Annotated in this window: 18 protein-coding genes, 1 tRNA gene and 2 pseudogenes; 5 read left to right on the top strand and 16 right to left on the bottom strand. The window is 64.6% G+C overall.

Annotated features, from left to right (window positions below; genetic code table 11):
• Positions 1–302: 302 nt before the first annotated feature.
• The 14 genes and pseudogenes from ACWH49_RS22080 to cysS form a co-directional block, all read right to left on the bottom strand.
• Positions 303–512 (bottom strand): annotated as a pseudogene (locus tag ACWH49_RS22080) (integrase core domain-containing protein); the annotation flags it as partial.
• A gap of 23 nt (positions 513–535) precedes the next feature.
• Positions 536–1,431 (bottom strand): annotated as a pseudogene (locus ACWH49_RS22075) (IS3 family transposase); the annotation flags it as partial.
• Positions 1,432–1,587: 156 nt separating this feature from the next.
• Positions 1,588–2,631, bottom strand: a complete 1,044-nt coding sequence (locus ACWH49_RS22070; protein WP_448173400.1) for a hypothetical protein — start codon at positions 2,629–2,631, stop codon at positions 1,588–1,590.
• Between the two features lie 76 nt (positions 2,632–2,707).
• On the bottom strand, positions 2,708–5,887 hold the full coding sequence (locus ACWH49_RS22065) for a type I restriction endonuclease subunit R (RefSeq protein ID WP_448173399.1): 3,180 nt from the start codon (positions 5,885–5,887) through the stop codon (positions 2,708–2,710).
• A 76-nt stretch (positions 5,888–5,963) separates the two neighbouring features.
• Positions 5,964–8,135, bottom strand: coding sequence for an N-6 DNA methylase (locus ACWH49_RS22060; protein ID WP_448173398.1), 2,172 nt, complete (start codon positions 8,133–8,135; stop codon positions 5,964–5,966).
• 56 nt (positions 8,136–8,191) lie between these two features.
• Positions 8,192–8,437, bottom strand: a complete 246-nt coding sequence (locus tag ACWH49_RS22055) for a hypothetical protein (protein ID WP_448173397.1) — start codon at positions 8,435–8,437, stop codon at positions 8,192–8,194.
• Positions 8,438–9,020: 583 nt separating this feature from the next.
• Positions 9,021–9,215 carry a hypothetical protein gene (locus ACWH49_RS22050; protein WP_448173396.1) on the bottom strand — a complete coding sequence of 65 codons (195 nt, stop codon included), beginning with the start codon at positions 9,213–9,215 and terminating at the stop codon, positions 9,021–9,023.
• A 254-nt stretch (positions 9,216–9,469) separates the two neighbouring features.
• Positions 9,470–10,687: a tyrosine-type recombinase/integrase gene (locus tag ACWH49_RS22045; RefSeq protein WP_448173395.1), complete on the bottom strand. Its 1,218-nt coding sequence runs from the start codon at positions 10,685–10,687 to the stop codon at positions 9,470–9,472.
• Positions 10,688–10,863: 176 nt separating this feature from the next.
• A tRNA-Ser gene (locus tag ACWH49_RS22040) sits at positions 10,864–10,956 on the bottom strand.
• 49 nt (positions 10,957–11,005) lie between these two features.
• The gene (locus ACWH49_RS22035) at positions 11,006–12,274 is read right to left on the bottom strand and encodes an aspartate kinase (protein ID WP_448173394.1); all 1,269 of its coding nucleotides are present in this window, start codon (positions 12,272–12,274) and stop codon (positions 11,006–11,008) included.
• A gap of 85 nt (positions 12,275–12,359) precedes the next feature.
• Positions 12,360–13,661 (bottom strand): tRNA lysidine(34) synthetase TilS, encoded by a 1,302-nt coding sequence (gene tilS, locus ACWH49_RS22030; RefSeq protein WP_448173393.1) that lies wholly within the window; start codon positions 13,659–13,661, stop codon positions 12,360–12,362.
• Between the two features lie 22 nt (positions 13,662–13,683).
• Positions 13,684–14,655 carry an acetyl-CoA carboxylase carboxyltransferase subunit alpha gene (locus tag ACWH49_RS22025; RefSeq protein WP_056469090.1) on the bottom strand — a complete coding sequence of 324 codons (972 nt, stop codon included), beginning with the start codon at positions 14,653–14,655 and terminating at the stop codon, positions 13,684–13,686.
• 39 nt (positions 14,656–14,694) lie between these two features.
• Entirely contained in the window at positions 14,695–15,363 is a 669-nt protein-coding gene (locus ACWH49_RS22020) for a DNA-3-methyladenine glycosylase family protein (RefSeq protein ID WP_448173392.1), read from the bottom strand.
• Complete coding sequence (gene cysS / locus ACWH49_RS22015; protein ID WP_448173391.1) at positions 15,363–16,736, bottom strand: cysteine--tRNA ligase; 1,374 nt, start codon at positions 16,734–16,736, stop codon at positions 15,363–15,365. Before cysS ends, ACWH49_RS22020 begins: the two co-directional genes overlap by 1 nt.
• A gap of 233 nt (positions 16,737–16,969) precedes the next feature.
• Here cysS and ACWH49_RS22010 point away from each other — a divergent pair, with 233 nt between their 5' ends.
• Genes ACWH49_RS22010 through ACWH49_RS21990 form a run of 5 tightly spaced genes read left to right on the top strand, consistent with a single transcriptional unit; the run spans position 16,970 to position 20,212 of the window.
• On the top strand, positions 16,970–17,548 hold the full coding sequence (locus ACWH49_RS22010; protein ID WP_448173390.1) for a tetratricopeptide repeat protein: 579 nt from the start codon (positions 16,970–16,972) through the stop codon (positions 17,546–17,548).
• On the top strand, positions 17,545–18,117 hold the full coding sequence (locus ACWH49_RS22005) for a peptidylprolyl isomerase (protein WP_448173389.1): 573 nt from the start codon (positions 17,545–17,547) through the stop codon (positions 18,115–18,117). Before ACWH49_RS22010 ends, ACWH49_RS22005 begins: the two co-directional genes overlap by 4 nt.
• A 2-nt stretch (positions 18,118–18,119) precedes the next feature.
• Positions 18,120–18,623 (top strand): peptidylprolyl isomerase, encoded by a 504-nt coding sequence (locus ACWH49_RS22000; RefSeq protein ID WP_448173388.1) that lies wholly within the window; start codon positions 18,120–18,122, stop codon positions 18,621–18,623.
• Positions 18,624–18,636: 13 nt separating this feature from the next.
• Positions 18,637–19,434 (top strand): UDP-2,3-diacylglucosamine diphosphatase, encoded by a 798-nt coding sequence (locus ACWH49_RS21995; protein WP_448173387.1) that lies wholly within the window; start codon positions 18,637–18,639, stop codon positions 19,432–19,434.
• Positions 19,435–19,441: 7 nt separating this feature from the next.
• Positions 19,442–20,212, top strand: a complete 771-nt coding sequence (locus tag ACWH49_RS21990; protein ID WP_448173386.1) for a M90 family metallopeptidase — start codon at positions 19,442–19,444, stop codon at positions 20,210–20,212.
• Positions 20,213–20,267: 55 nt separating this feature from the next.
• Here the strand turns inward: ACWH49_RS21990 and clpA are convergent, their stop codons facing one another.
• On the bottom strand, positions 20,268–22,574 hold the full coding sequence (gene clpA / locus ACWH49_RS21985; protein ID WP_448173385.1) for an ATP-dependent Clp protease ATP-binding subunit ClpA: 2,307 nt from the start codon (positions 22,572–22,574) through the stop codon (positions 20,268–20,270).
• Positions 22,571–22,927, bottom strand: coding sequence for an ATP-dependent Clp protease adapter ClpS (gene clpS, locus ACWH49_RS21980; protein WP_056469063.1), 357 nt, complete (start codon positions 22,925–22,927; stop codon positions 22,571–22,573). The genes clpA and clpS overlap by 4 nt, the downstream gene beginning before the upstream one ends.
• Positions 22,928–23,084: the final 157 nt, after the last annotated feature.

The following is a 23,084-nucleotide window of genomic DNA, read 5'->3' as shown; positions in this document are numbered from 1 at the left end:
GAACGGCCATTCGCCCTTGAGGTTGGGTCGAATCGTTCTATATGCAGGTTTCGGGATTGGCATGGGTCGTCGGGCGCTTTAGGCTTTAGTGCATCTACGGTCTAGCGGACCGGTGCGGATGGCATTTTCGGCCTCGTGATTCTCAGTGTATGCCTGTGGCAGGGCTACCGAGCTTTCTGCGCCGCCGCTCTCGCGCGCACAGGCGTTACCAGACACCAAACCTCGCGCTGACAGCCAACATACCCCGATTGACCTGCCCCCATCCGCCGTACCAATGTTGCGGCAGGAGTCCTGGTTGAAGGTTACTGGATCTCGTTGTTGGCTGGTGTGATCTGTTGAGCAGCATTGCCGGCATGCCGGCGATGCTGCTCGGCGAACCGGGCCGGTGGCATACGCCCAATGCTCCCGTGAGGCCGCGCCTCGTTGTAGTCGAGGCGCCATGCCGCGATCTCTTTGCGCGCTTGATGCAGCGTCTGGAACCAGTGCTCGCGTCGCGGAACCGGCCGTTGAAGCTCTCGATGTAGCCGTTCTGCATGGGCCGTCCTGGCTCGATCAGGATGTGTCGAATGCCATGGCTCTGTGCCCAGGCAATGAACGCTCGGCTGGTGAACTCTGGCCCGCTGTCGGTCCTGACGGCAGCCGGGTAGCCCCGGAACCGGGCGGCTTGGTCCAGCAGCCTGATCACGTACTGACCGCTGATGCCGTAGTCCACTGCAATGTCCACAGCCTCGTGGCTGAAGTCGTCGGCCACGGTCAGGCACTTAAGCCGTTTTCCATTGGCCAGGCTGTCGCTGACGAAGTCCATGCTCCATACCTCGTTGACCTGGGCGGCGATGTTCAACGGCCTGCGCTCGGCGGGTGGCCTGCGCACCTCCTTGCGCTTGCGCACTGTCAGGTTGGCCTCCGTGTACAGCCGGTACACGCGTTTGTGATTGGCGCCAGGGAAGTCCGGTCGCAACAGGTCGTGCACGCGCCGGTATCCGAAGCGACGGCGTGTGTGCGCGATCTCCACGATCTTGGTCTTCAGCGCCATGGTCTGGGCGCTGGCTACCGGCGCGTGCCGGTAGCTGTCACGGCTTAGCCCCACAAGTCTGCACGCGTGCCGCTCGGACATCTGATGCTCGTTGATCAGTCGCTCGATGGCTTGCCGCTTGACCTGTGGGGCTATCTTCTTACGCCCAGGACGCTCTTGAGCGCATGCATGTCCAGATGCGCCTCGGCCAGCAAGCTCTTGAGCTTGGCGTTCTCCGACTCCAGCTCGCGCAGCCGCTTCGCGTCCGACGCCTCCATGCCGCCGAACTTGGCGCGCCACTTGTAGAACGTCGCGTCCGAGAACCCGCCCTTGCGACAGATCTCGACCACCGCCATGCCGGCCTCGGCCTGCTTGAGGAACCCGATGATCTGTTCCTCTCTGAACTTGCTCTTCCTCATGTCCGCCATTCTCCGGGGTGGCGGACTCCTGCTACTTCAGGTTGGTATGGCTGGGAGGGTGCAGGTCACTTGGACACAAACTCGGACCCCGGGCGCGAATCAGCCTCTCAGACATAGGCCCGTCTACGCAGGCTTGCGCTACTTCTTGTGGGCGCCTCAGTCAGCGATCGATAAACCGCCGTACCAGCGCATGACGTTGTCATGCAGGGTCTCAACTGCCTTGATATCCGCCGGTGTTATGTCGTCGAAGCCCGCATGACTTGAGTGCGCAGCGATCCTGGTCAGGCAATTCAAAGCCTCGAATTGCCGAAACACCCAATCGGCCTCGAGCTCAAGGCTACTCTTCACCTGCTTCAACAGGTCGCCCAGAGTCTTCTTCTTCGCATCAAGGCCACCTAGCTGGCGTCGGAGGTAGTAGACGGACACTACTGCCTCGGAACAGCGTCGAATTTGTGTCAGTTTTTCTCTTGCGCTGCCAGACCGCATGGATCGACTGAGTTCTACGACCTCGCGTTGAACAAGATACTCCCACTCAGGCAATGTTCTTGCTACGAAATCATGATTCGTCGATTCAAGCTTATCTTCTAATTGGTGGCTAGGTGCAGCTCGCGCTTGAATAGCAGCGATGGCCTGTTCACCCAACTGGATAGTCTGGGTGAAGCTTTCAAGCACCGTCTGCGCGAGGAGGGCTTCCGATTGACCGTTGCCAATCTGTGGGTGGCCAATAGCTGTAGCTAAGCTGCGCTTTCGATCCCGAGTACCCACCCAATCCACCAGCAGGTATTGCACGACCGGGAGGCAATCCGGCCCGCCGACGTCCCTGATGGCTTTCAATATCTCGGGCCGAAGTGGTTCGCCTTCGTTTTGGGCTATCGTTTGCAGCAGCGATAGTACCAACGGCTCGACAGTCTTTAGGGCCACACCCTCACGGTAGATCTTAATCAGCGCCGACCGATCTCTCACAATGTCATTCAGCATTCGGGAAAGCAGATGATTAGATGACCCTTTGGTATAAACAATGAGCCGCACTACCTCATACAAAAGGAAGTACTTGCCGTCATGCATCGCCCTCTCAACCACCGGCAATGCTTGGGATGCATTCCCGGCATCCAGTAATGCCTTGAGCGCTAGGTTGGCTGCACTGGAGTCACCTTGCTGAATGCGGGCTATTTGGCGTTGAATTTCGGCAGACAAAGTCACTGCATTACTCTTGTAGTTTGCGGTTGAGTACTATTGGCCGACGCAAGCTGCGTAATCCCGAAACGGCTCGAAGCTTTCACAATGGCATCCCACCGGGATGGTGATCGTACAAGTGAGCATAGGCCCGCGCCATCTTTTCCATTCGAATCTCCTTGCTATATTGCGCCGGCAGCCGCCGCATCTCCATTTTCAGCGTCTGCATCACCCCCGCTTTCGCCTGCTGCTTCTCCCTCCAGTCCAGCACCAACTTCTCCCGCTTTAGCGTTTCCAGCAGCTCACGGCACACCTTCTTGACCTCCACCTCCTCGGCCTTGGTAAGCACCGGCTCGGGCTTGGTCAAGATATCAAACAGCGCCAGCTCTTCCTCGGTCAGCCCTTCGGCAATGCCACGCTGCTCCTCGGCAGACAGCGCGTGGGCAAAGTCCTTTAGCTCGGCAAAGAACGCCTCGACGTTCTGGCTGCCGGCGTTGTAATCATCGATCAGCTTCTGAAACTTCTCGGCCAGATCCATGCGTGATGCGTTGGCAGCCACCATCTGCGCCAGCTTGCCTTCGATCAGGGCCTTCAGCTTCTCGGCCTCGGTGCGCTTGTGGCCCTGGGCGAACTTGGCCTGCAGCGCGGCAAAGTCGATCTCCGACAAGTTCACCAGCGCCTGCGGGTTGCTGGCCGGGCCGATGCGGTAGCTCTCTGTGGCGATGGAGTCGTTGAGCAGCGTCTCCACATCGCCCATTACGGTGGAGATGTCGGGCGGGTCGCCCAACGCCTTGATCTTTGCCGCGAGGTACGACACCAGCACTGACAGCGGCGCCAGGCGATTGGCCAGCGGGTCGGGCAGGATGGCCTTGAACATCCGCGCCACCCGGCTGGCCAGTTGCAGGAAGTGCTTCTTGTCGGCCTCGGTAGCCAGGATGGCCTCCACCGCATCGTCGATCAGGCCGATGCGCACAAAGCCCTGCGCAGCGGCAATGGTCTCCAGTGCCACGCCACGCATCTGCGCGAAGCCGGCCACCTCGTTCAATGCGGATTGCAACGCCGCCACCAGCTCGGCCTTGTCGAGGATAGGTCCGCCTTCCTGCCCACCGCCGGCTTCTGGCCGGGCGTAGGTAGCCAGCGCGCTCTGCAGCGCCCGGAAGATGCCCACGTAGTCCACGATCAAGCCCGACTGCTTGCCCGGCGCCACGCGGTTGGCCCGAGCGATGGTCTGCATCAGCGTGTGCGCCCGCATGGGTTTGTCCAGGTAGATCGTCGAGCAGGTCGGCACGTCGAAGCCGGTGATCCACATGGCGCAGACGAACACCAGCCGCAGGTTGTCCTTCTCGTCCTTGAATTTCTCGTCCAGGCCGTCCTTCAGCATCCGCAGCCGGTGAGGCACGATGTCGAGGCCCTTGGCCTTGAGGTCTTCCACCTCGTTCTGGCCCTGGCTCACCACCACGGCCATGTCGGTGGTTTCCATGAGATGGATCCGGGCAATCAGCGCCTCGCGCGAGTCACCCGTTGCAGGAACCAATGCCGTCCAGAGCCGCGCGATCTCGGCCTGCCAATGAGCCTTCACCTTGTCGTACATGCGCACTGCCGTGGCCTTGTCAATGCATACCATCATTGCCTTGCCGCGGTATCCGCGACCGGTGAAATGCGCCACCAGGTCCTTGGCGATGGCCTCCAGCCGGTCTTCGCGAGTGATGATGTGGTACTCGCGTCCGAACTCGCGCTCCAACTTGTTCTCCTGCGCCTCGTCCAGCTCGGCCGCTTCCAGCAACGCCTCCAGTTCGCGGTTCAGTTCCCGGTTGGTGAGCTGCACCTCGGGGATGCGGTTCTCGTAGTACAACGGCACGGTGGCGCCGTCTTCGATCGAGCGGGCGAAGTCGTAGACGCTGACGTAGTCGCCGAACACGTCGCGCGTGCGCTCTTCTTCGCCCTTGATCAGCGGCGTGCCGGTGAAGCCGATGAAGCCGGCGTGTGGCAACGCGTTGCGCATATTCAGCGCAAAGATGTCGTACTGACTGCGGTGCGCCTCGTCGGTGATGACGATCACGTCCGACCGGTCCGACAACATCGGGTAGGGCTGCCCCGGCTCGTTCCTGAACTTCTGGATCAACGTGAAGATGTAGCGTTCGTTGCCGCGCAGCAGCTCCTTTAGGTGCTCTCCGCTGGAGGCGCGCACGTCCTCACGCGCAGTGGCGCCGGTGGCCTTGAAGGTCTTGCTGATCTGGACGTCCAGCTCTTCGCGGTCGGTCACGATCACAAAGGTGCAACTGCCCAGCACCTTGCGCAGCACTTTCTGCGTGAAGAACACCATTGACAGGCTCTTGCCTGAGCCCTGGGTGTGCCAGAAAACGCCGAGGCGCTTGCGTTCCAGCTTTTCCGTCTCACGCAACTCCACCAGACGGGCGATCGACTTGTTGACGCCCAACACTTGGTGGTTCTTGGCCGTCTTCTTCACCAGGCCGCCCTTAGCCTCCTCGAAGACGGTGAAGTTCTCGATGTAGTCCAGCAGCCTCGCCGGCTCCAGCAGGCCGCGCAGGGCGCGCTCCAGGCTAACCTTGCCGGCCTCGTCCTCGTCGGCCACGCGCTTCCAATCGAAGAAGTGCTCCCAGCCGCTGGTGAGCGTGCCAACCTTGGTGTCCGAGCCATTGCTCAGCAAGATGAAAGCGTTGGGGTGGAAAAGCTGCGGCACGCTCTGGCCGCGGTAGTCGCGCAGGTTGTCGTCGAAGGCACTCTTCAGCGGCACGGCCGGCTTCTTCAGCTCGATGAACACCAGCGGGAGGCCGTTGACGAAGGCCAGCAAGTCGCAGCGGCGGCGGTACATGTCGCCTGCCACCCACATCTGCGAGGCCAGGAAGAATTCATTGTTGGCCGGCGTGGCCCAGTCCATCACACGCAGCGTCTCGGTGCTGTGCCCGCCGTGCTCGTCGGGCACCTTCACCTTCACGCCGTCTTTCAGCAGCCGGTAGAAGTCGCGGTTGGCGTTGACGGCGATCTGCTTGGATCGGTCCTGGGAAAGCTGCTCGACGGCCTGCGCGTAGGCGTCGGCCGGCAGGCCGGGGTTCAGCGCCACCAATGCCGCGCGCAGGCGGCGAGCCAGGATGACGTGGGATGCGCTCTCACGCCCCTCGCTGCTGAGCTCGCCGAAGGTCTCGGCGTACAGGTTCTTGAAGCTCCAGCCCAGCGAGGTCAGCAGGTCGATCGCCGGCATCTCGACGAGGGCCAACTCACCGTAACCGGCAGAGACCTCTTTAACGTTGTGCGCTGTGGTCATATGGAAGGGGCCAGATCTCAATCGACGCGCTTACGCTCAAGTCTGCCTTCCCGCCAGTGCCGAGTTTGAGCATCGCTCAAAAACTGACGGGCTCGGCAACCGGCAGATCCAACATGCCGAGGGTGATGTCGGGTCGAAATGCAACTTTAGTGAAGGCCTCGACGGCGGCACCAAGGGCGTGGGTCAGTTCAACAACCAGTCCCGTGGTGAGCCCAGCATCCATGTCGAGATCACCATCGAAGCAGACCTCATTCAAAAATGTCTCTGTTTGAAAGTTCTTGATGCCGGTTGACTGCACCTCATACTGACCCATAACTCCATTCTCATAAAGATACTGGAGAAAGAAATACATCGTCCAAGGATCGACTTGCGCGCGATCCGGTACGAGCCGCTTGCAAAAACTTGCGCATACGAGTGGCTCGGGACTGGAGGCAATCATCGCGTCGGTTACCACTGCGCTTCGGCCCGTGGCGACTTCCTTCCCCCCACCGGAAACCTCAAGAACAATGTCACCCTGTGCCAATTGCCGAGATCGGAGCTGCGACGGCTTGATGTAACGAACGGGGCAAGTATTGAGTTCGCCCAGCATGACCCTCGGAATGTCGGTTCCGCGAATGACGCGAACAGCCTCGGTGCTTTCGTCCGTCTTTGCGGCGTCTCCCCATGTACCGCCGATGTAGCTAGAGAACAAGCTCCGGAGTGTCTGCCCCTGTTTCCAGCCTCGAAAGCGCTTCACCGTCAGAAGGGTCGCGTAGGACAACAGAAGCGTTCGATCAAGGGGAAGCTCTTGGCCAAGTCGCGCAAATGCGAGTGCGCTCTTTGTCTTCACGTCAAGTAGCCCGTCGTTCACGTCCTCAGCCGCTTCTTCAGGCGTGTTGCCATCCTCGCCACGTCCTGCGTTTTCAACGTACAGCTTTGGATTGAGGCTGTATCCCTTCGCCCTGACGGCCGAAAGCGCGACTCGTTTGCAGAATCCCTGCATGTCGGCGTAAGGCGGCGCCCCCTGCTCTCCTCTAAAACTTCGGACGACGCCAGCAATCTGCTCGACTTGGTCATCAGTCAACTCGCGAATCGCCGTATCAACTTGCCGAAATACCTTCCTAGCGTCGATGAACAGGATTTGTTCGGCTCGCGGACTAGATCGCTTCCCGTTGTCAAAGAACCATAGGGTGCACGGCAAACTTACGGTGTAGAAGAGATTCGCGGAGGTGAGAAGAACAACGTCCACCACCTTCGTCTCGATTAGTGCTTGGCGGATCTGCTCCTCTGCGTCTGCGGCAGAGTTGTGCATCACAAAGCCAGCGCGGCCCGTATCGTTCAACGACGACAGGAACAACTGAATCCAGAGGTAGTTAGCATTGTCAGCCGAGGGCATACCAAGCGGGAGTCGACGATCGTCCTTCAAGCGATCCCAGTTGACAGCAGAGACATTGAAGGGTGGATTGGCCATCACGAAATCAAAGCGGCCAAAGGCGTTGTGTGGGTCTTCGTAGTAAGTGTTGGCCTCACGCACGTCGCCCGAGAGGCCGTGCACCGCCAGGTTCATCTTCGCCAGCTTGACGGTGTCGCTGGCTTTCTCGGTGCCGAACACCGTGAGCTCGCGGGTAGCGTTTTTCTGGTGTCGCTGTACAAAGGCGGCGCTCTGCACGAACATGCCGCCTGAGCCACAGGCGGGGTCGAAGATCCGGCCGTGGAAGGGTTGCAGGATCTCGACGATCAGCCGCACGATGCTGGTGGGCGTGTAGAACACGCCGCCTTTCTGTCCCTCCTTTAGCGCGAAGTTGCCCAGGAAGTATTCGTACACCTTGCCGAAGGCGTCGCCCTCCAGGTCCAGCGGGGCCAGCAGGCGCAGCAGTTCCACCAGCGTGGCGTTGGGCAGCAGGTTGTAGCCGCGCGGCAGCACGCCCTTCAGCTCGGGGTTGTGCTCTTCAACCAGCGCCATGGCGGTGGCGATGGCCTTGCCCAGGTTTGCGCCCTCGGTCAGCGTCAGCAGGTTGCCAAAGCGAGCGGGCTCGGGCAGGTAGAGCACGCCCTCGGCCTGGTAGTCCATCGGCTCCCGCTCGTCGTCGGGGATGCCCTTGGCGTTGAGGATCGGGGCGCAGTCGGAGAAGCGCTTGTCGGCGTAGCGCAAGAAGATCAGCCCCAGCACCGGGGTGGAGAACTCGGACGGCTTCAGGCCCGTGTTGGCCCAGAGCTGGTCGGCGGTGCCCCAAAGGCGGTTTTCAATGGCGACGAGGTCAGATGACATTGGCAGTTAGGGGCCTTCGCGGGAAACCGCAAGTATTCCCGATGTCGCCCTGCGGGTCACCCCTGGTCAACCACCAAGCGACTCTGCCCCATTGCCCGTACCACTTCCTGCGCCAACTCGTGGGCGTTGTGGGCCGGCGCGACCGTGGGATGCGCCAAGTCCCTGATGATCTCGCCTTGCCGTCCCTCCGTCACGCCACCGTAGCTGTAGAAGGTGGTCAGCACGCCCTCATGACCCAGGTTCTGGCTCCAGGCCTTGGACTGCTCGGGTGTCTGGCACACGGTCTCGCCAAGCTGCGCCATGGTCCGGCGGGAAGCTGTGCGGGTAGTACGGTAGGCCGGCCGCCACAAGGGCTTGCCTGAAGATCGCTCGGATCGGCGACGCGGTGCTCCACGCCTTGCGGTCGATACCGGTCGCGTCGAAGTGGCGCGTCACGCCCAGCTCGACGCACGACGCCGGGAACAGCAGGTCGTCTTTGCCCCACAACTTGTGCTGGCGCAGGTACGCCACCCAGTCCTCAAAGATCTGCCGCACCTCTGGCCCCACGGGGAAGAAGTAGGTCGTGAAGCGCTTGCTGAACCTTGTGGCCACGTCGCGCGCGTCCTGGTAGACACTGCGGCGGCAAGGTCGTGGTGCTTCAGCCGCAGCGTCGCGAGCGCGCCATCGTGGGCGCCAGTCAGCAGCGCAAGGTCCACCAGTGCACGGTGGCGGCGCGCGATTTCGGTCGCGGCCGGCATGGTGGGGATGACATGCTTGATCTGCTCCAGCGTCGGCGCCGGGCGCTCACGGCGGGCCGTGGCCACGCGCGTGTCCTTTGTCCGACAGGTTGAAGTACTCGGCATCCGAGTAGTTCAGGCGCGACTTGTAGCCCGGCTGCAGGGCCAACTACCGGCAGAAGCGCTTTAGATTAGCGAGGGTCGAGTTCAGGGTCGCCTTGCTCAGCTTTTGGCCGGTGACCCGGCTGTCGCGCTCGGCTAGGCGGCACTTGAACGCCACCGCCCGCTCGTAGTGGAAGGCGCGGAAGTCGCGGTGCTGGGTGTCGGTCTCGAAACGCGTCAGGGCCTTGGCTACGGCGTCCACTGAGTCCTCGCTTTGGCGTTCGGCCTCCTTCAGGAATGCGAAGTACTGGCGCTTGATGCGCTCGTTGTCAGGGTGGTGCGTTTGTATGGTCTGGTGCGTCCTCCGTGAAGTCACTGTTTACGAGAGGCTGGGTTCTCCTGCCTATTCGCAATGGACTTGTTGCCTACGGAACGAAAGCCTCCGACGAATGGGTATTCCCCGAGGTCGCCTTGCAAGAACAGCTTTCCCCAAACGAACAAACTTTAGCCAGACCCCTACGCCGCTTTGAGGCTCGTGACCTTCGCGCCCTTGCGCAGCGAATCGAGGTGATCGGCCCACGCCTGCATCATCTGCCTCCGCGCCGGGAGGTAGGTCGCGAAGTTGTACGCGGCCGACACGTCGTCACGCTCCATGTGGGCGAGTTGAAGTTCAATGTGCGCGTGGTCGTAGCCCTGCTCGTGCAGGATCGTCGACGCGACACCCCGGAACCCGTGCCCGGTCATTCGGCCTGCGTACCCCATCCGCTTCAAGGCGCCGAGGATAGTTCCGTTGCTCATCGGCTTCTCGTGATCGCGCTCGCCCGGGAACAGTAGCCCGCTGAGCCCTTTGAGTTCGAGCAGGCATCTTAGAGCGTCGACCGCCTGCGACGACAGCGGCACGATGTGGGGCGTCTTCATCTTCATGCGGCTGGCGGGAATGCGCCATTCCGCCCCATCGAGGTCGAATTCGTCCCACCGCGCCTCGATCAACTCACTGGTTCGGACGAACGTCAGCGCCATCAACTGCATGGCGAAGCGCGTGAAGGGCGAGCCGGGATAGGCTTCGATCTTCCGCAGGAGCTCGGGCATCTCCTTGGCGTCGACTCGCGCGAAGTGCTGCTTGTCCCGAGGCTTGAGCGCCACGCTGGGCTTCACGTCCTTCGACGGGTTGCGCTCGATGGCTCCGTGGGCCAGTGCGTACTCGAAGACTTGGCCGCAGGTCTGCCAGCAGCGACGGGCGATGTCGTTCGCTCCGCGGCTCTCGATCTTTTTCGCCATCGCCAGCAACTGCGGCGCCGTGATGTCGCCGACAGGCTTGGCGCCCAGCGACGGGAAGACATCGGCCTCAAGGCGCCGGATGACATAGGCGGCGTGCCTGGTGGACCGCGGACCCTTCCAGTGCTCGTACCAGGCGCGGGCGACAGACTCGAAGGTGTTGCCCATCTTGAGCGAGTCGGCCAGCTTGGCATCCTTCTTCGCCTGGACCGGGTCGGCGCCGGACTTGAGGGTGTCCCGCGCCTTGTCCCGATCCCGGCGGGCGCTGGACAGGCTTACGTCCGGGTAGCTCCCAAGCGCCAAGCGCTTCTCCTTGCCGGCGAACCTGTACTTCCAGCGCCAGTGCTTCGAGCCGCTCGGCTGGACTTCCAGATACAGGCCGCCGCTGTCAGCGAAGCGCTCGCGCGCTCGTTGCGGGGGGCATTTGGCGTTCTTGCAGGCGGCGTCGGTCAGGGCCAAGGTGGGGGACTTTCTGAGAAAGTGGGGGAATTGGCCTCCCCGTTCCCCCAAATGTGCCCCCACTCGGATGCGGCTGTCAACGACCCGTCCCGACGGCTAACGAACGAAAAAGCCCCGACAGTCGGGGCTTTCAGGTGCTAAGCCCGACTGCTGTCGGCACTCAGCGAATCTATCCTTGGCGGAGTCGGAGGGATTCGAACCCTCGATGCAGGTTTTGCCCACATACTCCCTTAGCAGGGGAGCACCTTCGGCCACTCGGTCACGACTCCACGCTCAGTTTCTGAGCAGCCCGCATTGTAACTGCGAAACCGGCGCCGATCAGGCGGCCGACTGTTCCAGATCGAAGGCCTTGTGCAGGGCGCGCACCGCGAGCTCCATGTACTTCTCGTCGATCACGACGCTGGTCTTGATCTCGCTCGTCGTGATCATCTGGATGTTGATGCCCTCTTCGCTGAGGACGCTGAACATCCGGCTGGCGACGCCGACGTGCGACCGCATGCCGATGCCGACGATGCTGACCTTGCAGATCTTCGCGTCGCCGACGATCTCGCGTGCGCCGGTGACCGGCACGACTTTTGTCTTGAGCAGGTCCATCGTGCGCGCGTAGTCGTTGCGGTGCACGGTGAACGAGAAGTCGGTGCGGCCGTCGTGCGAGACGTTCTGGATGATCACGTCGACATCGATGTTCGCTTCGGCCACCGGGCCGAGGATCATGAAGGCGATGCCCGGCTTGTCGTTCACGCCGAGCAGGCTGATCTTGGCTTCGTCGCGGTTGAAGGCGATGCCGGACACAACGGCTTGTTCCATTTTTACGTCTTCCTCAAAGGTGATCAGGGTGCCCGAACGGGCTTCCTCGTCGATGTCGATGTCCCACGGCGTGAAGCTCGAAAGCACGCGCAGCGGCACGCGGTACTTGCCGGCGAACTCGACCGAGCGGATCTGCAGGACTTTGGAACCCAGGCTCGCCATTTCGAGCATTTCCTCGAAGCTGATGGTCTTCAGGCGGCGTGCCTCGGCGACGATGCGGGGGTCGGTGGTGTAGACGCCGTCCACGTCGGTGTAGATCAGGCACTCGTCGGCCTTCAGCGCCGCCGCGACGGCGACGGCCGAGGTGTCCGAGCCGCCGCGGCCGAGCGTGGTGATGTGGCCGTCCGCATCGACGCCCTGGAAGCCGGTGATCACGACGACCTTGCCGGCCGCGAGATCGGCGCGCACGCGGGCGTCGTCGATGCTCTCGATCCGCGCCTTGGTGTACGACGAATCGGTGGCGATCTTCACCTGCCATCCCGCGTAGCTGACGGCATCGATGCCCTCGGCCTGCAACGCGATCGCCAGCAGCCCGGACGAGACCTGCTCGCCGGTCGCGGCGATCATGTCCAGTTCGCGAAGCAACTGCGCGGTGGTTCGTTCCGGAGACAACTCCTTCGCGAGGCCGAGCAGGCGGTTGGTCTCGCCGCTCATCGCCGACGGAACGACCACCATCTGGTGCCCGGCGCGGGCCCATTTGGCAACGCGCTTGGCGACGTTGCGGATGCGCTCCGGCGAGCCCATCGAGGTGCCGCCGTACTTGTGGACTGTGAGGGCCATGAGTTGAATCTGATCGAGAGCGATGACAAGGTCTCGCGCACAGGCGAGCCTTCGATTCTAGCGTTTCGCTCGACGCCTCTTGACCTCAGCGCGCACTGGAATCGGGCAGCCACGCCAGCGACACCAGCGACTGCCCCGGAAGCCCGACCACGCGCGCGTCGATGCCGAGGCCCGGCACGAACACCAGTTGGGTGCCGCTGTAGAGCAACGGGCCGGCCCGCTCGTCGTCCGGGATCGCGGCGGCCTGATATTGCTTCTTCAGGCTGCGCGGCGGCCGGCCGGCGCCGGCCTGGAATGTCTCGCCGCCGACGCGCGGCTGCAGCACGAGCCGCCCGAGCCAGGCCAGCGGCACGCCACCCTCCTTCACCCGCGCCACCGTCAGAGTCCCGCCCCACCCGGGCAGCGAGAACCGTCCGACGCGCTGCACGGACAGGCTCGTCTCGCGCGGGCGATTGGTCGGGCTTGCCGCGGCGGGCAAGAAGCTCAGGCGATCGCGATAGGCGCGCAGTGCGCCGCCGGGCACCGGCCAGCGGGCCGGGCGCGCCTTGGCCAGTTCCGCGAGCAAGCGTTCGATCAAGCTGGCGGGCGCAGGGAGGCTCAAGCCCCGACGCAGCCAGACGCGCAGCGCATTGCCCCGGCGTGCCGGCGACAGTGCGACCCATCGGCTGATGATCAGGTCGCGCTCCGGAGCGGCCTGCGCCAGATCGTGCGCGGCCACCTCGTCGAGCACTGCGCACGCCTGCTGCGCCCAGGCGGCCGAGTCGGCGAGCGTCGCCTCTGCGTGCTCGAATGCGCCGGTGAGTGCCGGCCACACCGTGTGGCGAAGCCGGTTGCGCGCAAAGCGTGGGTCGCTGTTGCTCTCGTCGTCGATGTACTTCAGCCGATGGCGCCGCGCATAGGCCTCGATGTCGGCCCGCGGCCGCTCCAGCCATGGCCTCTGCCAGATGATGCCGTCGCGCACGATCCGGCCAGGCATGCCCGCCAGTCCCGTGACGCCGGCGCCGCGCAGTGCCTGCAGCAGGAAGGTCTCAGCCTGGTCGCGCCGGTGATGTGCGAGCAGCACGATCTCGGCGCCATGCGCGATCGCCAGCTCGCGCAGCGCACGGTAGCGCGCCTGCCGAGCCCAGGCCTCGACGCTGTCGCCGTGGACGGGTCGTTCGACGATGCGGGCCGCCGCGAAGGCGATCGGCAGACCGCGCCGCGCCCAGCGCGCGCATTGCGATTCGACATGCTCGAGCCAGACGTCGGCGTACGGGCTCAGGCCGTGGTGAACGTGCAGCGCAATCACCTGCACGTCGTCGATCGCGGCCTGCCGGACGGTGGCGTGCAGCAGCGCCATCGAATCGCGGCCGCCACTGCAGGCGACGGCGATGCGGCGCTCTGTCATCGCGGGCCGCGAGCGAACAGGCTCAGCGTTCCTTGGTGTCGGTGAAGCGGCCGTAGGATTGCAGGCGTTCGTAGCGGCGCTGCAGCAGTTCCTTGGGCTTCAGGTCGCTGACCTGGCGCAACGCATCGTTCAGTGCACGCTTCAGGAACGCGGCCATCTGCTTGGTGTCGCGGTGGGCGCCGCCGACCGGCTCGTTGATGATCTTGTCGACCAGGCCGAGCGCCTTCAACCGGTGCGCGGTGATGCCCAGTGCATCGGCCGCATCCGAAGCGCGCTCCGACGTCTTCCACAGGATCGACGCACAGCCTTCCGGCGAGATCACCGAGTAGATCGAGTACTGCAGCATCAGCAGCTGATCGCCGACGCTGATCGCCAGCGCGCCGCCGGAGCCGCCCTCGCCGATGATCGTGACGATGATCGGCACCTCGAGTTGCGCCATCTCGAAGATATTGCGGCCGATCGCCTCCGACTGGCCGCGCTCCTCGGCGCCGATCCCCGGGTACGCGCCCGGCGTGTCGACGAAGGTGAAGACCGGCAGGCCGAACTTCTCGGCGAGCTTCATCAGCCGCAGCGCCTTGCGGTAACCCTCAGGGCGCGACATGCCGAAGTTGCGCAGCCCGCGCTCCTTCGTGTCGCGGCCCTTCTGGTGGCCGATCACCATGCAGGCCTGCCCGTTGAAGCGCGCGAGGCCGCCGACGATCGACTGGTCGTCCGCGAACGCGCGGTCGCCGTGCAGTTCCTGGAAATCGGTGAAGATCTCGCCGACGTAGTCGAGCGTGTAGGGGCGCTGCGGATGCCGCGCGATCTGCGTCACCTGCCAGGGCGAGAGGCTCGAATAGATGTCCTTGGTCAGCTGCAGGCTCTTCTTGCCGAGCCGGTCGATCTCTTCGGAGATGTCGACCGCGGATTCGCTCTGCACATAGCGCAACTCTTCGATCTTCGATTCGAGCTCTGCAACCGGCTGCTCGAATTCGAGGAAATGGCGTTTGCTCATTCGTGTATTCCTTCGTGGGCGAAGGCGACTATCACAATGTCAGTAGTCTACCGGCAGCGGATCGAGGCTGCGCCAAAGGTACCAGGTCGCGACCGAGCGGAACGGCGCCCAGGCATCGCCGACCTCGCGCGCCTCGGCCCGCGAGACCGGCTCGCCGCTGAAGTAGTTGACGCTGATGCCCTTGATCAGCCCGACGTCGTCGAGCGGCAGCACGTTCGGTCGCATCAGGTGGAAGATCAGGAACATCTCGGCCGTCCAGCGGCCGATCCCGCGGATCGCGACCAGCTCGTCGATGATGGCTTCGTCGTCCATCTGCTGCCATTGGCCCACATGAACCGCGCCCGATTCGAAGTGCGCCGCCAGATCGCACAGGTATTCGACCTTGCGCGCCGACAGGCCGGCGCCGCGGATCGCCGTGGTCTCCAGCGCCAACACCGCCGCGGGGGCCAGCCGGGTCGACGGCCCCTGCATCAGCGCAGCGAAGCGGTTCCACACCGATTGCGCCGCGGCCACCGAGATCTGCTGGCCGACGATCGACCGCGCCAGCGTCGTGAACGCGTCGCCGCGGCTCTGCAACCGGCCTTCGCCGAGCTGCGGGATCAACTTGCGCATCACGCGGTCGCGCTTGCAGAGGTGGCGGCAGGCTTCGTCCCAGTAGTCGGGCGTGACCTCGGCCGCAGGTTCGGCCCTGACCGCGCGCGTCGACATCAGGACTTGACCCAGGTGGTGCCGCTGGCCGAGTCCTTCAGCGCGATGCCTTGCGCGAGCAACTCCTGGCGGATTTGATCGGCGAGCGCGAAGTCGCGCGCCTTCTTGGCGGCGTCGCGCGCGGCGATGCGGGCGGCGATGTCGACCTCGTCGACGCCACTGCCCGATTGCAGGTAGGTGCGCGGCGACTGCTGCAGCACACCGAGCGTCGCGGCCAGCGCCTTCAGCAACGCGGCGGTGTCGAGCGCCCGCGTGCGGTTGAGTTCATTGGCCAGTTCGAACAGCACGGCGACCGCGATCGGGGTGTTGAAGTCGTCGTTCATCGCCGCACGGAAGGTCGCGGCCTGCGGCTGCTGCCAATCGATGGCGGCGTCCGGGACGTCGAGGCCGTCGAGCGCGGTGTACAGGCGGCGCAGCGACGCGCGTGCGTCATCCAGGCTCGCGTCGCTGAAGTTGAACGGGCTGCGGTAATGGGTGCGCAACATGAAGAAGCGGATCGTCTCGCCGTCGTACCGCTTCATCACATCGCGGATGGTGAAGAAGTTGCCGAGCGACTTCGACATCTTCACCTGGTCGACATTGAGCAGGCCGTTGTGCGCCCAGACTGTCGCCGGCGGACGCCCGGTCGCGCCTTCGCTCTGCGCGATCTCATTTTCGTGGTGCGGGAACTGCAGGTCCGCGCCGCCGCCATGGAGGTCGAACTGCTCGCCGAGCAGCGCGCAGGCCATCGCGGAGCATTCGATGTGCCAGCCGGGACGGCCGGGGCCGTAGCCGGACTCGTATTTCGCGTCGGCCGGCTCCTCCGGCTTGGCCGCCTTCCACAGGACGAAGTCGAGCGGGTCGTCCTTGCCGTCGAGCACCGCCACGCGTTCGCCCGAACGAAGCTCGTCGATCGACTTGCCCGAGAGCTTGCCGTAGCCTGGGAACTTGCGCACCGCGTAGTTGACGTCCCCGCTAGCTGACTGATACGCCAGGCCGCGACTTTGGAGCCGGCCGATCATCGACAGCATCTGCGGCACGAATTCGGTCGCGCGCGGCTCGTGGGTCGGACGCAGGACGCCGAGCGCGTCGAGGTCGGCGTGCATCTCGCCGACCATCTCGTCGGTCAACGCGCGCAACGGCATGCCACGCTCGACCGCGCGGCGGATGATCTTGTCGTCGATGTCGGTGATGTTGCGCACGTAGGTGACCTGGAAACCGAGCGTGCGCAGCCAGCGGTAGATCAGGTCGAACGCGATCATCATCCGAGCGTGGCCGACGTGGCAGAGGTCGTACACCGTGATGCCGCAGACGTACATGCGGACGTGGTTCGGCTCGATCGGCGTGAAGGTCTCGAGTTGCCGCGAGAGCGTGTTGTGAATGCGTAGCGTCATGGACCGATGGCACTTTCGGACCGGCGCATCGTGGCAATGCCCGGTCGGGTAACCAGATTCTCGTTGGGGTGTCGTGCAACTCCGGGCCACAGGCCGCGTGCGGTTCGCACCGCGCGCGTCTCGGCCAGAAGGCCTGCACTACAATCGTTTCAGTATAGCGGGCAGCCTGACAATCGCTGCACGTCGGCGCGGCCGGCGACGCCACGCGACGCCCTGCCCGCCCCTTCGTACCCATGCACCAAACGCCGTTCACTTCGCGCCGCCTGCTCGCCCGCCTCTCGCTGGCAGTGCTCGTCGCGGCGGCATTCCCTGCGCGCGCCGACGAGCTGGCCGACGTGCAACGTCTCTACTATGCCGGCCAGGCCGCCACGGCCATGCAGCGTGTAGACCAGGCCCTGGCGACCAACCCGCGCGATCCGCAGATGCGTTTCCTGAAGGGCGTGATGCTGACCGACGCGAAGCGCAACATGGAAGCGATCGCGGTGTTCCAGAAGCTCAGCGACGAGTTTCCCGACTTGCCGGAACCGTACAACAACCTCGCCGCGCTGTACGCAGCGCAAGGCGACTACGCGAAGGCACGCGCAGCGCTCGAGCAGGCGTTGCGCATGAACCCGAACTACGCGACCGCGCACGAGAACCTGGGCGACGTGTACGCTGCGCTGGCCGCGCAGTCGTACGCGCGCGCGCAGAAACTCGACCCGGCGAACGTGACCGTCGCGCCGAAGCTGGCGCTGGTGCGCGACCTCTACAAGCGTGCGGCCCCCGTCGCCTCGGCCGCGTCCGCCGCCTCGACCTCGAAAGGAACCCCATGAACCTGAATCCCCTCCGTTTTGTCGGCCGCGCTGCAGTGGTGTTCGCGTTGTGCAGCGGCCTGGCGGCGCAGGCGCAGAAGGTCAAGCTCGCGACGACCTCGGGCGACATCGTGATCGAGCTCGACGCGGCCAAGGCGCCCAAGACCGTCGACAACTTCGTCAAGTACGTCAAGTCCGGCCACTACGACGGCACGATCTTCCACCGCGTGATCCCGACCTTCATGATCCAGGGCGGCGGCATGACCGCGGACATGAAGGAGAAGACGACGCGCGAGCCGATCCCGCTCGAGAGCCGCAACGGCCTGAGCAACGTGCGCGGCAGCGTCGCGATGGCACGCACCGGCGACCCCAACTCGGCCACCGCGCAGTTCTTCATCAACGTGCAGGACAACCCGCGTCTCGACGCCGCGAACGCCCGCGACGGCAACGGCTACGCCGTGTTCGGCAAGGTCGTCTCCGGCATGGACGTGGTCGACAAGATCCGCGAGACGCCCACCGGCAGCCGGCCGCCGCACGACGACGTCCCGACCACGCCGATCACCATCAAGAAAGCCACCCTGGAGAAATGACCATGAGCACCCAAGTCGACCTCGAAACCAGCAAGGGCACGATCCGCGTCGAACTCGACGAGACCAAGGCACCGATCTCGTCCAAGAACTTCCTCGAGTACGTGGACGCCGGCCACTACGACGGCACCATCTTCCACCGCGTGATTCCCGGGTTCATGATCCAGGGCGGCGGCTTCGAACCCGGCATGCGCCAGAAGTCCACCCGCGCGACGATCCTGAACGAGGCCAACAACGGCCTGAAGAACGACCGCTACACGCTGGCGATGGCCCGCACCTCGGCGCCGCATTCGGCGAGCTCGCAGTTCTTCATCAACGCGACCGATAACAACTTCCTGAACTTCACGGCCGAGACCGCCTCGGGCTGGGGCTACGCGGTGTTCGCGAAGGTCTTGTCGGGCAGCGAGGTCGTCGACGCGATCGAGAAGGTCCGCACCGGCAGCAAGGGCGGTCACGGCGACGTCCCGCTCGAGGACGTCGTGATCGTCAAGGCGTCGCGCGTCGCCTGAACCCGCCCGCGCCGTGACCGACGCGCTCGTGGCGCGCGAGATCGCCGCACCGGCAGCCTGGCTGCGGATCGATTTCATCAGCGATCTGCACCTCGCCGCGGAGACGCCTCGCACCTTCGACGCGTGGCAGACCTACCTGCTCAACACCGTGGCCGATGCGGTGTTCATCCTCGGCGACCTGTTCGAGGCCTGGATCGGCGACGATGCGCGCCACGAAGGCTTCGAGGCCCGTGGCGCGACGGTGCTCACCGCGGCGGCGTCGCGCCGGCCGGTTCACTTCATGGTCGGCAACCGCGACTTCCTGCTCGGCGACGAGATGCTCGCCGCGTGCGGCGTCGTGCCGCTGGGCGATCCGACGGTGCTCGCCGCGTTCGGCAAACGGACGCTGTTGACCCATGGCGATGCCTGGTGCATCGGCGACCTGCCTTACCAGCAGTTCCGCCGCCAGGTGCGCGATCCGGGCTGGCAGGCCCACGTGCTGGCACGCCCGCTGGCGGAGCGGCGCCTGATGGCGCGCGGGCTCCGTTCGGAGAGCGAGCGCCAGGCGATGGCGCATGAAGGCGAATGGTTCGACGTCGATGCGCCCACAGCGTTGCATGCCATGACCGAGAGCCGGGCCACCACGCTGGTCCACGGGCACACCCACCGCCCCGCCACCGAGACATGGCGACCGGACGCCGTGCGCCACGTGCTCAGCGATTGGGATCTCGACCACGCCGGCGCGCCGCGCGCGGAAGTGCTGCGCTGGGAAGCGGGCAACCGCTGGACGCGGATGCCGCCCGCCGTCGCCACTGTCGTCGGCACGCGTTGAGGCCCGCATGCGCGACTGGCTGACGCGCTGGCGCAGGGCGCGGACGCTCGAGCGGCGCGCGATTCCCGACGCGCTGTGGGCGCTGACGCTCGCACGCTTCCATTTTCTGACTTGGCGCGACGCAAACGACCTCGCCACGCTGCGCGAGATGACCACGCTGTTCCTCGCGGACAAGGAATTCACGGGCACGCACGGCCTCGAAGTCGACGACGAGATGGCGGTCGCGATCGCGGCGCAAGCGTGTCTTCCGGTGCTGCGTCTCGGCTTGCACTGGTTCGACGGCTTCAAGGGCATCGTCGTGCACGCCGATGCGGTGGTCGCGCAGCGTGAGCATGTCGACGACGCCGGCGTCGTTCACCAGTACGAGGAAGAGCTGACCGGGGAAGCCATGCATGGCGGCCCGGTCATGCTGGCCTGGCGCGATGTCGAAGAGGCGGGCGAATCCGCCGAGGAAGGCTACAACGTCGTGGTGCACGAGTTCGTCCACGTGCTGGACATGCGCGACGGGGCCGCCGACGGCGTCCCGCCGCTGCCTGACCGCGCGAGCCAGGATGCCTGGATCGCGGTGCTGGATTCGGAATACGACGGGTTCTGCCAGCGAGTCGACGCGGGAGAGGCCACACTGCTCGACCCCTACGCCGCCGAGGCGCCGGAGGAATTCTTCGCGGTCGCCTCCGAGGCATTCTTCGTCGCGCCGCATGACTTGCGCGCCGAGCACCCGCGCTTCTACGAGCTGCTGCGCGGCTTCTTCGGCCAGGACCCGGCGGCCCACGCCTGACGCCTGGCCATGAAAAAGGGGCCCGAGGGCCCCTGGTGTCGAACGCCGCGCCGCGTCAAGCCGTCGCCGGCTCGGCCTTGGGCTTGTCGATCTTCTTGACCGGCTGGATGTCGAGCACCGGCTTGCCGTCGGCGTCCACGTCGACCGTCAGGCGGCCACCATCGACCAGGCGGCCGAACAGCAGTTCGTCGGCCAGTGCCCGCCGAATCGTGTCCTGGATCAGGCGCTGCATCGGCCGTGCGCCCATCAGCGGATCGAAGCCCTTCTTCGCGAGCTGCTTGCGCAACGCGTCGGTGAAGGTGACCTCGACCTTCTTCTCGCCGAGCTGGCTCTCGAGCTGCAGCAGGAACTTGTCGACCACGCGCAGGATGATCTCTTCGTCGAGCGCCTTGAAGCTGACGATCGCGTCGAGCCGGTTGCGGAACTCGGGCGTGAACAGCTTCTTGATGTCGGCCATCTCGTCGCCCTGCTCGCGCGAGTTGGTGAAGCCGATCACAGCCTTGTTCATCGTCTCGGCGCCGGCGTTGGTCGTCATGATGATGATGACGCTGCGGAAGTCGGCCTTGCGGCCGTTGTTGTCGGTCAGCGTGCCGTGGTCCATGACCTGCAGCAGCACGTTGAAGACATCCGGGTGCGCCTTCTCGATCTCGTCGAGCAGCAGCACGGCGTGCGGCTTCTTCGAGATCGCCTCGGTCAGCAGCCCGCCCTGGTCGAAGCCGACATAGCCGGGGGGCGCGCCGATCAGGCGGCTGACCGCGTGGCGCTCCATGTACTCGCTCATGTCGAAGCGGATCAGCTCGACGCCCAGGATGTAGGCGAGCTGCTTCGCGACCTCGGTCTTGCCGACGCCGGTCGGTCCGCTGAACAGGAACGAGCCGATCGGCTTGTCCGGCCGGCCCAGGCCCGAGCGCGCCATCTTGATCGCGGCGGAGATCGCCTCGACCGCCGGCTCCTGGCCGAACACGACGCTGTTCAGGTCGCGATCAAGCGTCTTGAGCTTCGAGCGGTCGTCGTTCGACACCGCCGCGGGCGGGATGCGCGCGATCTTCGCGACGATATCCTCGACCTCGGCCCGGGTGATGGTCTTCTTCTGCTTGCTCTTGGGCAGGATGCGCTGCGCCGCGCCGGCCTCGTCGATCACGTCGATCGCCTTGTCCGGCAGGTGCCGGTCGTTGATGAACTTGGCCGACAGCTCGGCCGCGGCCTGCAGCGCGCCGACCGCGTACTTGACGCTGTGGTGCTCCTCGAAGCGCGACTTCAGCCCCTTCAGGATCTCGACCGTCTGCTCGACCGACGGCTCGACCACGTCGACCTTCTGGAAGCGCCGCGACAGCGCCGCGTCCTTCTCGAAGATGCCGCGATACTCGGTGAAGGTGGTCGCGCCGATGCACTTCATCGCGCCCGAGCTGAGCGCCGGCTTCAGCAGGTTGCTCGCGTCCAGCGTGCCGCCCGAGGCCGCGCCGGCGCCGATCAGCGTGTGGATCTCGTCGATGAACAGGATCGCGTTCGGCTGGTCCTTCAGCTGCTTGAGCACGCCCTTCAGGCGCTGCTCGAAGTCGCCACGGTACTTGGTGCCGGCCAGCAGCGCGCCCATGTCGAGCGAATAGACGTTCGACTCGGCCAGCACCTCCGGCACGTCCTTCTGCGTGATGCGCCAGGCCAGGCCCTCGGCGATCGCGGTCTTGCCCACGCCGGCCTCGCCGACCAGCAGCGGGTTGTTCTTGCGCCGCCGGCACAGGATCTGGATCACGCGCTCGACCTCGTGCTCGCGGCCGATCAGCGGATCGATCTTGCCGTCGCGTGCCATCTGGTTCAGGTTCTGCGTGAACTGGTCGAGCGGCGAGCCCTTGCCTTCGCCCTCTTCCTTTTCGGTCTCGGTACCGCCCGCGCTGCCCTCGCTCGGCTTGGCCGGCTCGGGCGGATCGCTCTTGCGGATGCCGTGTGCGATGAAGTTGACGACGTCCAGACGTGTCACGCCCTGCTGGTGCAGGTAGTAGACGGCGTGCGAGTCCTTCTCGCCGAAGATCGCGACCAGCACGTTCGCGCCGGTGACTTCCTTCTTGCCCGAGCCGGTCGACTGCACGTGCATGATCGCGCGCTGGATCACACGCTGGAACCCCAGCGTCGGCTGCGTGTCGACCTCGTCGGTGCCGCCGACGGTGGGCGTGTTTTCCTTGATGAAGCCGGTCAGGCTCTTGCGCAGGTCGTCGGCGTTGGCCGAGCACGCGCGCAGAACCTCCGCGGCGGAGGGGTTGTCGAGCAGTGCCATGAGCAGGTGTTCGACCGTGATGAACTCGTGGCGCTGCTGGCGCGCCTCGACGAACGCCATGTGCAGGCTGACTTCAAGTTCTTGGGCAATCATGCGGCCTCCATAATGCATTGCAACGGGTGGCCACCGCGGCGTGCGGCAGCCAGCACCAATTCAACCTTGGTCGCGGCGACGTCCTTGGTGTAGACGCCGCACACGCCACGCCCGTCATGGTGAATCTTCAACATGATCTGGGTCGCGGTTTCGAGGTCGCGTTTGAAATACTCCTGCAGCACCATCACGACGAACTCCATCGGCGTGTAGTCGTCATTGAGCAGGACCACCTGGTACATGCGGGGTGGTTCCGTCTTTGCAACCTTGCGCTCGACGACGACCGCCCCTTGCCCGTCGTCGGGCTTGGGTGGCGCCACCGGGGGCGCAGCGGGTGGGGTCGGTTCGTCGGGCATGGATTCATTCTATCGAGTTGACGCTGGAGCGCTTCAGCCTTTCCATATTGCACTGACACGGGCTTCTGCAAGGGCCGAACAGCGTCAAGGATGCGGCGCCCGGGAGTGTTTCCGTTCTTGACAGGCGATTTGGCACGGCCGGAAAATTGTGACGCGC

It is taken from the genome of Rhizobacter fulvus (assembly GCF_964020785.1).
This window is presented reverse-complemented; position numbering and strand designations above follow the sequence as displayed.